Origin of the sequence: Deinococcus taeanensis, assembly GCF_020229735.1 — a bacterium.
GTDB classification, from domain to species: domain Bacteria; phylum Deinococcota; class Deinococci; order Deinococcales; family Deinococcaceae; genus Deinococcus; species Deinococcus taeanensis.
On record NZ_CP083458.1, the window covers coordinates 257,731 to 269,481 of the forward strand.

The 11,751-nt window shown below is 71.3% G+C and carries 9 protein-coding genes and 1 riboswitch; of the genes, 7 read left to right on the forward strand and 2 right to left on the reverse strand.

Features of this window, described 5'->3' with window-relative positions; translation table 11 throughout:
- Positions 1-58: 58 nt before the first annotated feature.
- On the reverse strand, positions 59-247 hold the full coding sequence (locus tag LAJ19_RS18905) for a hypothetical protein (protein ID WP_225524050.1): 189 nt from the start codon (positions 245-247) through the stop codon (positions 59-61).
- Between the two features lie 154 nt (positions 248-401).
- On the opposite strand from LAJ19_RS18905, the gene LAJ19_RS18910 reads away from it, so the two are divergent.
- The 4 genes from LAJ19_RS18910 to LAJ19_RS18925 all read left to right on the forward strand — a co-directional run bounded on the left by LAJ19_RS18910 (position 402) and on the right by LAJ19_RS18925 (position 7,379).
- Complete coding sequence (locus tag LAJ19_RS18910) at positions 402-1,412, forward strand: imelysin family protein (RefSeq protein WP_225524051.1); 1,011 nt, start codon at positions 402-404, stop codon at positions 1,410-1,412.
- Complete coding sequence (locus tag LAJ19_RS18915; RefSeq protein ID WP_225524052.1) at positions 1,412-3,715, forward strand: FTR1 family iron permease; 2,304 nt, start codon at positions 1,412-1,414, stop codon at positions 3,713-3,715. The genes LAJ19_RS18910 and LAJ19_RS18915 overlap by 1 nt, the downstream gene beginning before the upstream one ends.
- 101 nt (positions 3,716-3,816) lie before the next feature.
- Positions 3,817-5,796 (forward strand): HD domain-containing phosphohydrolase, encoded by a 1,980-nt coding sequence (locus LAJ19_RS18920; RefSeq protein WP_225524053.1) that lies wholly within the window; start codon positions 3,817-3,819, stop codon positions 5,794-5,796.
- Entirely contained in the window at positions 5,793-7,379 is a 1,587-nt protein-coding gene (locus LAJ19_RS18925; protein WP_225524054.1) for a GGDEF domain-containing protein, read from the forward strand. Before LAJ19_RS18920 ends, LAJ19_RS18925 begins: the two co-directional genes overlap by 4 nt.
- 83 nt (positions 7,380-7,462) lie before the next feature.
- Here the strand turns inward: LAJ19_RS18925 and LAJ19_RS18930 are convergent, their stop codons facing one another.
- Positions 7,463-8,251, reverse strand: a complete 789-nt coding sequence (locus LAJ19_RS18930) for a cyclase family protein (RefSeq protein WP_225524055.1) — start codon at positions 8,249-8,251, stop codon at positions 7,463-7,465.
- 122 nt (positions 8,252-8,373) lie between these two features.
- Between LAJ19_RS18930 and LAJ19_RS18935 the strand changes: the two genes are divergently transcribed.
- From LAJ19_RS18935 to LAJ19_RS18945, 3 genes are all read left to right on the forward strand, one after another.
- Complete coding sequence (locus LAJ19_RS18935) at positions 8,374-9,381, forward strand: sugar phosphate isomerase/epimerase family protein (protein ID WP_225524056.1); 1,008 nt, start codon at positions 8,374-8,376, stop codon at positions 9,379-9,381.
- On the forward strand, positions 9,378-10,550 hold the full coding sequence (locus tag LAJ19_RS18940; RefSeq protein WP_225524057.1) for a Gfo/Idh/MocA family protein: 1,173 nt from the start codon (positions 9,378-9,380) through the stop codon (positions 10,548-10,550). Before LAJ19_RS18935 ends, LAJ19_RS18940 begins: the two co-directional genes overlap by 4 nt.
- 42 nt (positions 10,551-10,592) lie before the next feature.
- A riboswitch (cobalamin riboswitch) is annotated at positions 10,593-10,702 on the forward strand.
- A 152-nt stretch (positions 10,703-10,854) separates the two neighbouring features.
- Complete coding sequence (locus LAJ19_RS18945; protein WP_225524058.1) at positions 10,855-11,733, forward strand: ABC transporter substrate-binding protein; 879 nt, start codon at positions 10,855-10,857, stop codon at positions 11,731-11,733.
- Positions 11,734-11,751 lie beyond the last annotated feature (18 nt).

An 11,751-nucleotide genomic window follows, 5' to 3' on the forward strand; every position in this document is an offset into this window, starting at 1 on the left:
CGGCGCAGCCCGTGGATGAATGGCGACCCGCTGCCTCCCCGATGGAGTGGGGTGGCGCTCAGCTGTGGCCGGGGTCGCTGTCGTCACTGGGCCGGCCGTGTGTGCCGCCTTGCTGCTCCTGCGGCGCGGTGGGCGGGCCGGACGGGTCGTGCGACTCAGAGGTGGGCGTCTGCCCGCCGTGGGCTGAGGGATCGGTCGGGGCAGGGATGGCGTCGCTGGTGGGTGGGCTGGGGTTACGGTCAGTCATGGGGCCTCCTGTTGCGGTTCAGCGTGCGCGTGGGATGTGGCGGGACGTTCTGAGGGGCGTGAACAGCTCTTGGGAGTTGTGCCTCAGTGCGTCGGGCAGTGTTGCCGCAGACACCAAACTTGACAGTACTGGTCGGATTAATCATGATTCGGGCATGTTCCGCCCTGCCCTCCTCACCGCCGCCCTGACCCTCGGCGCCGCCCAGGCCGCCGACCTCAGCGGCGTCCGCACCTACCTTGACCGTCACCTCAGCACCCAGGCGAGCGGCACCGCGGCCCTTCAGGCGGCCGCCGACACGTATTACACCGCTGCGCAGAAAGTGAACTTCGACTACCGCGCCCTGGCCAGGGACCCCGGGGTGCGCCAGACCCTGCAGCGCGCCCGCGCCGGGTGGCAGAAAGCCAGCCCCGCCTACGAGACCATTGAGGGCATCGTGGCCGGCGTGAGCGTCCTGGCCGACTTTGACGTGAACCTCGACGCGGGCACCAGCAGCGGTGAGGACGCCGTGACCTTCGACCTGACCCTTCCCAACGGCAAGGTGCTGAAAAAACCCGGCAACCTCTTCGGCGTGAACGAGGGCACCCTGTGGGGCACCGTCAGGACCTACAGCAGCGGCGTGCCTTTCGACGTGAACGGCAACGGCCGCATCGATTTCGGGGACCAGCTGCCCGACGCGGGCGTCCTCAAGGCTGCGGCCACCGCCCTGCACACCCAGACGCTGGCCCTTCAGAAAGCGGCGCGCGCCTGGACGCCCACCCGCAGCGACGTGTTCGGCGCGCTGGTCGGGAACGTCCCTACCGTCGGCCCGGTGTTCTTCGAGGACTGGAAGAGCAGTCCCTTCGTGCTGGGGGCCAAAAGCGCCCGCCAGGACTTCGTGGTGATCTCCCGCCTGCAGGACCTGCAGGGCAACGTGGCCTCCTGGCAGGCCATGTACACCGGCCTGAGCGCCGATGTGCGCGGCCGGAGTGCCACGCTCGACGCCCAGATCCGCTCCGGCCTCACGGAACTTGCGGCCTTCGTGAACAAACTCAACGCGCGGGAACAGGCGCGCCGGTACACGCCCGAGCAGGCCGAGCAACTCCAGAAGGAAGCGCAGAACCGCGCGACGGTCATCACCGGCCGCCTGACCCAGGCTGCCGCGCTGCTGGGCGTCAAGGTTCAGTGATGCGCGCCCGGGTCCTGAGCCTGATCGCCGCGGCCCTCACGGGCAGCGCGGCGGCGGCTGACCTCGCCACGCCGGCCGAAACGCTGCGTGCCCGGCTGGCCGACGCCGCGCTGGAAGTCAGCTTCGATCCGGCTGAGGCGGCCCGGCTGGTGCGCGAAGCCAGTGGCGCGTGGCAGACCGTGCGTGACCCCTGGCGCGCCGCCGCGCCGGCCGAGGCTGAGGCAGTCAGCGCGGCGCTTCTGAGCGCCGAGCAGGCCGCGGCACGCGGTGACGAACCCGGCCTGGCGCGCGCGCGCGCCCAGGCCTGGACGGCGCTGCTCGGCGGCGCGCAGCGCGGCCTGGAAGGCGCGGTGCTGGGCGGGCGCGTCAATGAGGCCCGCGACTGGCTGGCGGCGCGCGAGTACCGCGTGGCGAGCAGCCTCACGCGCCTGAACGCCGACGCCACCACCGCACTGGAGGACCTCGCGGCCGGGCGCGTCACGCCGCAGGCGGCGCTGGAGACCGTGCGGTCTGACACGCTCGACGGCTACCAGGCGCGCCTGCAGGACGCCCTGCGTGAACTGCAGTTCAGTCAGTCGCGCGGCTTCCGCACCCTGGCGGCCGAGCAGGCGGCGCTGGCGCAGGGGTACTTCACCCTGCTCGCCCCCGCCTACGCCCAGCAGCGCGGCGCAGCCGCCCGCCGCGCCGTGCAGGCGCAGCTCGCGGCGCTGCCCGGCAGCCTCCCTCAGGTGAACGCTGCACTCGGCGGCTTCCGCGCCGCCCCGCTGAGCGAGCGGGAGGTTGGCGCGCGCGCCGCGCAGGTCACGCGGTTCCTGTCACTGGTGCCCGTGGAGTACGCCCGCGGCGTTCAGCGCAGCGGTGAGCGCACGCTCGTCACGCAGGAGGTCGAACTTCACGAGGCCCGCACCTTCCTGAACGGCGCCCGCGCCGCCCTGGCGGACCTCGCGCCCCTGATCCCCGACGCCGCGCAGTCCCGCGGGCTGAGCGCCGGTTTCGCGGCCCTGAACGAACACCTCACGCCCGAAGCCCTCGAGCAGGCCGTGCCCTCCACGGACGCCCTGAGCGCTGAAGTGAACGCGCTGCTCGCCCAGGTGCGCGCGGCGTTCCCGCCCGCCTGGCAGCAGGCCCGGCCCGATGCCGATCTCGACGTGATCCGCACGCAGCTCGACGCCGTGGTGGCCGCCGCCGCCAGCGGCGACTGGGCGGCGGCCGAAACGGCCCGCCTGGACGCGTACGCGCTGCTCGAGAGTGGCACGGAGGCGCGCATCGCCGTGTTTAACCCGGACCTGAAAGCGGCACTTGAAGGGCAGATCTGGAACGGCACCCACCCGCGTGGCCTGGCCACGCTGATCCGTGAGCACGGCAGTCCCGCCGAGTTCAGCGAAACCCGCGCGGCCCTGACCGTCACGCTGCGCGAGGTCGGCCGGATTCTCGGCACGGACGTGGCCCCCACCGCGGTGGCCACGAACGCCGGCATCATCGTGTTCCGCGAGGGGCTCGAGGCGGTGCTGATCCTGGCGGCCCTAATGGGCAGCCTGCGCAGGGGAGAACTGGTGCGCCTGCGCCGCCCGATGTGGCTGGGCGCCGCCGCGGCGTTCGGCGCGACGGCCGTTACGTGGTTCGTGATGCAGGGCGCGCTGTCGCTGCTGGGCCGCTACGGCGAGAAACTCGAGGCGGTGGTCAGCGTGATCGCCATCGGCGTGCTGCTGCTGATCATGAACTGGTTCTTCCATCAGGTGTACTGGACCGACCGCATGGCGGCGTTCCAGAAGCACAAGCACGAACTCACGCGCGGCGGGGCGGCGCAGGCCATGCGCGCGCAATGGATCGGCCTGGCCGTGCTGGGCTTCACCAGCATCTACCGCGAAGGCTTCGAGACGGTGCTGTTCCTGCAGTCGCTGGTGCTGCAGGCCGGGCCGGGCGCGGTGCTGGGCGGCACGGCCGCGGGGCTCGCCGCGGTGCTCGGCGTCGGCCTGCTGGTGTTCATGTGGCAGGCGAAACTGCCCATGAAGAAGCTCCTGGTCTGGACGGGCGTCCTGATCGCCGCGGTGCTGGGGGTCATGGTGGGCAACACCGTGCACACCCTGCAGCTGGTGGGCTGGCTGCCGGTACACCCGCTGCCGCTGGACCTGCCGGCCGGGCTGGGCCTGTGGCTGGGCCTGCACGCCACGTGGGAAGGCGTGATTCTTCAGGGGCTTGCCCTCGTGGCCGTCGTGGGGTCCTTCTTCGCGGCGGAAGCCCTGAAGGAACGTGAACTGGCGCAGCGCCGCCAGCAGAACGCCGCAGTGAACGCCGGCAACTGAGCCTCCGGCCTCCCCCGCGCGCCGGCCCCCAGGGAAGGGCCGGCGCGCCGCCTGTTCCGGCGCCCGGGCCGGGGGGGGAAGGCAGTACCATACGCGCAGGCATGACGGCCGACTTCGCCCACAGCCTGCTGCTGGACACCACCCGCTTCCTGCTGGCGCAGCCGGACCCGGACGCCCTGTGTCACGGCGGTCTGGCGTTCCTGGCCGGGCGGCTGGAAGCGGACCTGGGCATGCTGCACCTGCGGCATTCGGACCAGGAGTACCGGCTGCTCAGTCAGGTGGGTGAGCACCCCCTGATGGACGTGCACCACGTACAGATCATGGAACCCGCCTGGGAGGCGCTGCTGCAGGCCGGGGCGTGGATCAGCGCGCCGGTCCCCTCGCCCGACTGGACGGGACCGGCGGAACGCAGCTACACCCGGCTGGGAGCCCAGCACCTTGTGAATTTTGGCCTGTACAACGGCCCGGCGCTGGTGGGCACCGTGAACCTGCTGTTCCGCACGCCCCGCCCGGATCTCGGTAATCTGGAGGTCCTGGGCACGGTGGGCGCGCTGTGGGGCACGCTGCTGTCGCGTATGCGCACCCAGCAGGACCTCGCCTCGCGCGAGGCGATGCTGCGCACGGTCACTGATCAGAGCACCGACGTGATCTCCGTGGTGGACGAACAGGGTCTGATCCGGTACCAGAGCGCGGCGTCGAGCACCCTGCTGGGCTACCCGCCCGAAGCGCTGATCGGCGAAAGGTACGACCGGGGCATTCACCGTGATGACCTCGGGGCCGTGAACGCCGCCATGACGGACCTCAGGCGCGTGCCGGGCGGTTCTGCGGCCGTGACGTTCCGGGTGTGGCACGCGGCGGGGCAACTGGTGTGGCTTGAGGCGCACGCGCACAACCTGCTGCACGACCCGGCCGTGCAGGGCGTGGTGATTCACGTGCGGAACGTCACTGTGGCCCGGACCACACAGCGGCACCTGGAACGGCGCGTGCAGGAACTCACGCTGATGCACGCCACCGGGCAGGAACTCCAGCGTGCCCGCACCGAGGAGGACGTGGCGCGCCATGTGGTGGACCTGATTGAGCAGCGTCTTGCTCACCCGTTCGTGCAGGTGGGAAAACTCGAACCGGACGGCTCGGTGGTGTCCGTGTCGCGGGAAGCGGCGCGGCGACACCTGCCCGCCGCCCGGCTGCCGCCCGGCCAGGGTCTGATCGGCGCGTGCGTGAGCACCGGGCGCTCAGTTCTGGTACCGGACGTCCACCAGGACTCCCGGTACCTGGGGCGGCACGACAGCGTGCGCAGCGAACTGGTCGTGCCGGTGCACGTGAGCGGCGTGGTGTGGGGTGTGCTGAACGTGGAGAGCGAACGCGTGAGTGCCTTTGATGACGAGGACCGGCGGGCCCTGGAAACGGTGGCGTCGCAGGCGGGCACGGCCCTGGCGAACGTGGCGCTGCTGAACGAACTGCGCTGCTCTCACGACGAGCTGCGCGCCGCGTACGATGAAACCATTGCCGGCTGGGCACGCGCGCTGGACCTGCGTGACCGGGAAACCGAGGGGCACAGCCAGCGGGTCACGAACCTGAGTGTTGCGCTTGCGCGGCGCATGGGGGTGCCGGAGCCGCAGCTGGTGCACCTGCGGCGCGGGGCGCTGCTGCACGATATCGGCAAGATGGGCATCCCGGACGCGATCCTGCTGAAACCCGGGCCGCTGGATGAGGCAGAATGGACCGTCATGAAACGTCACCCGGTGCTGGCACGGGACCTGCTCAAGGCGATCGGGTTTCTGCGCCCGGCGCTGGACATCCCGTACGCGCACCATGAGCACTGGAACGGCGGCGGGTACCCGCTGGGCCTGCGCGGCGAGGCCATTCCGCTGCCTGCGCGGATCTTCGCGGTGATTGACGTGTGGGACGCCCTGCGCAGCGACCGCTCGTACCGCCGGGCGTGGACCGAGACGCAGGCACGCGCGCACCTGAAAGCGCAGGCGGGCACACAGTTCGACCCGCTGGTGGTGCGCGCCTTCCTGAACTGGCTGGACGCAGGCCTGCCCGGCGCGGCGCAGCCGGACGCGGAGCGCCCCGCGTGAGCGTCAGCGGCATGAACGCGCAGACGCTCGCGCGGGAGCTGTTGCAGCTGCAACAGGCGGCCGAACGTGAACCGGACCCCGCGAGGCGGGCCCTGACGCGCCGCGACGCAGCGTACACGGCGCTGGACCTGGGCGACACGGCGCTCGCCATGACGCACGCCGTGGCGTGCCTGGACGACGCGCGGCGCACTGCGGACCTGTCCCTGCAGGCCAAGGCGCACGTGACCATCGCGCTGGTCATGGCCGAAGGGTACGACGAGGTCGGCGCGGCCGGGCACTTCCGTGAAGCGGAGGCCCTGGCCCGGTCTGCGCGCGACGCGCGCGGCGTCGCGCTCGTGAACGTGAATGCCGCGCATCACGACATGGAACGCGGCGCGTACGTGACCGGCGCGCTGCGCCTGAACGCCCTGCTGCGCTCCCCGTACGGGGAGGGCCTGCGCCAGTCGGACGAGTACGGCCCCGAACTACAGCAGACCTTCCACGTGAACTTCACGAAAGCGGCGGCGTGCGCCCTGATGGGCCAGGGCACCGACCAGGACCGCGCGGAGCAGCTGGAGCAGGTGCGCAGTGAGATCGAGGCGCAGCTCGCGGTGTCCGTGGCGGCCCTGGAACGCCTGCAGTCCAGCGTGGACCCGCCCGCCACCCGCCGCTGGATTCACGAGGTGCTCGACGCACTCACTGCGGCGGCCACGCAGCGCGGCGACCTGAGGCGCGCGCGCACGCTGGCCGACGAGCGCGTGAATCTCAGCGAGCATTCCGGCGTGGACGCTCAGCTGGCGCGGGCGCTGCTGGGGCGCGCGGAACTGCTCGCCCTGACCGGCGCGTGGGCGGACGTGGCGCGGGACGCGGCGCGCGCTTCGGCCCTGTTCCGCGGTCAGCAGGAACTGCGCGCGGTGCACGCCCGGCAGCAGGTGGCGGCTGCCCTGGCCGCGCAGGGACACTGGCGCGAAGCGTACGAGGTGCAGCGCACGCTGACCGAGGAAACCGAGGGCATCTACCGGGCGTTCTTCCAGCAGGGCGCGCGCCTGCGGGCCATTGAGCGGCAGGCGCAGGAGGCGGAGGTGCGCGCCCGGGCCTTTGCGGAAGCGGCGCTGCGCGATCCGCTGACCGGCATTCCGAACCGCGCGGCGGCCTTGCAGCGCCTGGAGCAACTCTGGGCGGCCGCCAAGCGGGGCCGCCCGAGTGTGGTGGCGCTGCTGGACATCGATCACTTCAAGAGCGTGAACGACCGCTTTGGGCACGCGGCGGGTGACGAGGTTCTGCGGCGCGTGGCCCGCGAGGTGACGCTCGCCATCCGCGAGGTCGACACCCTGGCGCGGTACGGCGGGGAGGAATTCCTGCTGCTGCTCGAGGGCCTGCGCGTGGACGAGGCGCGGCGCGTATGCCTGAGGATTGGGGAACGGCTGGCGGACCTCGGCTGGGCCGAGGTTGCCCCGGGTCTGCGCGTGACCGCCAGTATCGGCGTGGCCCTGGTGACGGGCGAGCAGAGTCCGGAGGAGATCCTGAAAGACGCCGACGCGGCCATGTACGCGGCGAAGTCCGCTGGCCGCGACACGGTCCGCGAGGCGCCGCACGTGTCCTGACCGGCGGGGGCCACAGCGGGGTACAGACCGGCAGCGTTCCCGCTGCGGCCGGTGCGCCAGCACCCGCTCGATCACGGCGGGCCTCAGGGAATAAGGGCCACCACGCGCGCCCAGGCAGCACTCGCCCCCTGCACCTTCACCGGAAAGGCGCTGACCGTAAAGCCGGTGGGGCCAGGCAGCTGGTCGAGGTTGCTGAGCTTCTCAATCTGGAGGTATGGGCGCTCGAGGCCGTAGAGGTGCGCTTCCCAGAACTCCGCGGTCCCGGCGGCAGCGTCCTTGAGCAGCGCGGGGAAGGGTCGGTCGATGCCCCAGGCGTCGGTGCCGATCAGGCGCACGCCCCGCTCGACGAGACAGGCGAGCCCGGCGCGGGTGTACCCGGCGTGGCGGTGCTCGTAGCCGGGTTCGTGAAAGTGCCGGCTGGCGCCTGTGTGGGTCAGGACTATATCGCCGGGCTGCAGGTCATGCCCGATGCGGCGCAGTTCGCGGTCCACGTCCGTGTCGGTGATGCCGTCACCGGGGCTCTTGTGCGTGAAGTCCAGGCACACGCCGGGGCCGTAGCACCAGTCGAGGGGCACCTGGTCGATGGTAAGCGGGGCGCCGCCGTCCGCCATGCGGGGCCCGTAGTGGTAGGGGGCGTCCACGTGCGTGCCCGAGTGGGTGGAGAGCGTGACCGTCTCGACGCTCCAGAGGTGGCCGCGGGGCATGAGGCGCGCGGCCTGCGCGGCACTCAGGCCCATCAGGGCCGGAATGGCCTGCGCGGCCTGGGCGTGGTCGGTGTACGTGATCTGGTGAGGGTTGGGTTCAAACGCTGCGGTGTCGTTGCTGAGCGTGACGGACAGGTCGATCAGGCGGGGTCGGCGGGATTCAGTCATGGGGGCCTCGGGCCGCTCAATTGGAACACATGTGGGGGCGGCGCACTCGGCTTTGCAGGCGGGGTGGACGCCGCCGGGGGGGGCGGGGGTAGTCTGAATCGATTTACCCCTGGAGGTTTTGCATGCCGCGACTCATGACCCTGTTTACCGGCCAGTGGGCCGACCTGCCCCTCGCCGACCTTGCGCCGCTCGCCCGGAAGATGGACTACGACGGCCTGGAACTCGCCTGCTGGGGCGACCATTTCGACGTGCAGGCCGCCCTGCGCGACCCGGCGTACGTGCAGGGCCGGCGCGAGCTGCTCGCCGCTCACGGCCTGCAGTGCGTGGCGATCAGCAACCACCTCGTGGGCCAGGCGGTGTGCGACCGCATCGATCACCGTCACCGCGAGATTCTTCCGCCGCACGTGTGGGGGGACGGCGACCCCGAGGGCGTCCGCCAGCGGGCCGCGCAGGAACTCACCGACACGGCCCGCGCGGCCGCCGCGTTCGGGGTGAAGGTCGTGAACGGCTTTACCGGCTCCAGCATCTGGCCCCTGCTGTACGCCTTCCCGCCCACCACGCAGGCCGACTGGGACGCCGGGTTCGAGGACTTTGCCCGGCGCTTCGGGCCGATCCTCGACGCCTTCGACGACGCGGACGTGAACTTCGCGCTGGAGGTGCACCCCACCGAGATCGCCTTTGACATCGCCACGGCGCAGCGGGCCCTGGCGGCCGTGGGCAGGCACCGCCGCTTCGGGTTCAACTACGACCCGAGCCACCTCGCCTACCAGCACGTGGATTACGTGCGCTTCATCCGGACGTTCCCGGAGCGGATCTTTCACGCGCACATGAAAGACGTCTGGTGGGGCCACGGCAGCGGCGAGGTGGGGGTGTTCGGCGGGCATACGACCTTCGGCGACCCGCGCCGCTACTGGGATTTCCGCTCGGTGGGCCGCGGGGACATCCGCTTTGAGGACGTGCTCGTGGCGCTGGGGGACGTCGGGTACGCCGGGCCGCTGAGTGTGGAATGGGAAGACAGCCGGATGGACCGCGTGCACGGCGCCACCGAGAGCGTGGCGTTCCTGCGCCGGCTGGACTTCCCGCCGTCCGCCGTCGCATTCGACGCCGCGTTCGGACAGGACCGCGCATGACCGCTGTGCGCCCGTCCGGGCCGCTGCGGCTGGGCATGGTGGGCGGCGGTCAGGACGCCTTTATCGGCGCGGTGCACCGCACGGCCGCGCGCCTGGACGGCGAGTGGACCCTGGTGGCCGGCGCGCTGTCCAGCACGCCGGAGCGGGCCCTGGCCTCCGGCGCGGCGCTGGGCCTGGACCGCACCTACCCCACCTGGGAGGCCATGCTGGCCGGTGAACTGGCCCGCCCCAGCGGCGAGCGGATCGACGCCGTGAGTATCGTCACGCCGAATCACGTGCACTTCCCGGTGGCGCGCGCCTTCGCACAGGCCGGCATTCACGTGATCTGCGACAAACCATTGGTGCACACCAGCGCGCAGGCGGACGAGCTGCGGCGCGTGGCGGCACAGAGCGGCGTGGTATTCGCCGTGACGTACAACTACTCCGGGTACCCCCTGATCCGGCATGCGCGCGACCTGGTGCGCGACGGCGCTCTGGGCGAGATCCGCAAGGTGATCGTGGAGTACCACCAGGGGTGGCTCGCCACGCGCCTGGAAGAACAGAACTCGAAGCAGGCCGACTGGCGCACCGACCCGGCCCGCAGCGGCGTGGCCGGCGCGGTGGGGGACATCGGGTCACACGCCGAACAGCTGATCGCCACCGTGACCGGCCTGCACCTGGAGGCGCTGTGCGCGGACCTGACGACCTTCGTGCCCGGCCGGCGCCTCGATGACGACGCCAGCGTCCTGCTGCGCTTTCAGGGCGGAGCGCGCGGCGTGCTGCTGTGCTCGCAGGTGGCGCTGGGCGAGGAGAACGCCCTGCGGCTGCGGGTGTACGGCACGCACGGCAGCCTCGCGTGGGACCAGGAGCACCCCAACCAGCTGCACCACGTTCCCCGGGACGCCCCCCGCCAGACGCTGACGCGCGGAGGACCCGGCCTGAGCGCCGCGGCGCAGGCGGCCACGCGGCTCCCGGCCGGGCACCCCGAGGCGTTCCTGGAGGCCTTCGCCAACCTGTACCGCGGCGTGGCCGAAGCGGTCCGCGCGCGCGCCGAGGGCCGCGCGCCGGACCCGCTGATCGCGCAGTTCCCGGATCTGACCGACGGCGCGCGCGGCGTGCACTTCATCGAAAAGACGGTGGAAAGCAGTCGCAGCGACCGGAAGTGGACGGACGCCCGCTGGCCCGGGTAACCGGCACGGGCGCGGCGGGTGGGCGCGCGCGGCGTGAATCTGCTACCTTCAGCGCACCTGAGTCTGGGGAAGTCCGGTGAGATTCCGGCGCTGTCGCGCAGCGGTATGCCTGAAAAGGTGAGCCCGAATGCCACTCAGGGACGCCCGCCGCGTGCGGGCACCTCTCGCCGTCAGAGGGCCGTGTCCTGAGCCTCAACCCCACCGTGACCGTCCACGTGTGCGCCCGCTCTGGCCCCCCGGCCGGAGCGGGTTTTTCCTGTGCGCCCGCTCCTGTCTGCCCGTTCCCGAGCACACCGGAGACCTCATGCCGCACCTTCCCTCACGCCTGACCCTGCTCGCCCTGACCCTCGGCTCCGCGGCCGGCGCAACGTCGTACCCGCTGACCGTGACAGACGATCTGGGCCGCTCGGTGACGCTGAAAAATGAACCGAAACGCATTATTGCCATGCTGCCCAGTCACACTGAAACCCTTGTGGCGATCGGCGCTGGCGGCAAGCTCGTGGCGGTGGACCGCTTCAGCAACTACCCGCGCGCCGTGACGGACGCCCTGCCGAAAATGGGCAGCGCATTCCAGCCGAACCTGGAAGCGATCGTGGCGCTGAAACCGGATCTGGTTCTGGCCGACGAGTCGGCCGGGTCACGACTGACGGAAAAGCTGGCCGCAGCAGGCCTCACCGTGTACGGCGGCACCGGGCAGACCTACAACGAGGTGTTCGAGAAGATCGCCGTGCTGGGGAAACTCACGAACCGCGAAGCGGGGGCCACGCGGCTGGTCACCAGCATGCGCAGCGACCTGAACATCCTGCAGCAGAGCGTGGCGCGTCTGCCGAAGGTCAGCACCTACTACGAGATTGACCCCAGCCCCTACTCGGTCGGCCCGAACTCGTTCATCGGCACGCTGATCACCAAGGCAGGCGGGCGCACCATCGTGCCGGCCGCCCTGGGCGACTTTCCGAAACTAGACCCGGAACTGATCGTGAAAACCAACCCGCAGGTCATGGTCGGCCTGACCCTTGAGGACGCCCGCAGGCGCCCCGGCTGGGCGGGCCTGGGCGCCGTCACGGCCGGCCGGGTCTTCAATCCCTCGCCGGAGGAACGCGACGCCCTGAGCCGGCCCGGGCCCCGGCTGCCGCAGGCCCTGCGCGCCCTGATCCGCTTCCTGCACCCCGAGGCGCTCAAGTGACCCTCGATGAAGGCACCG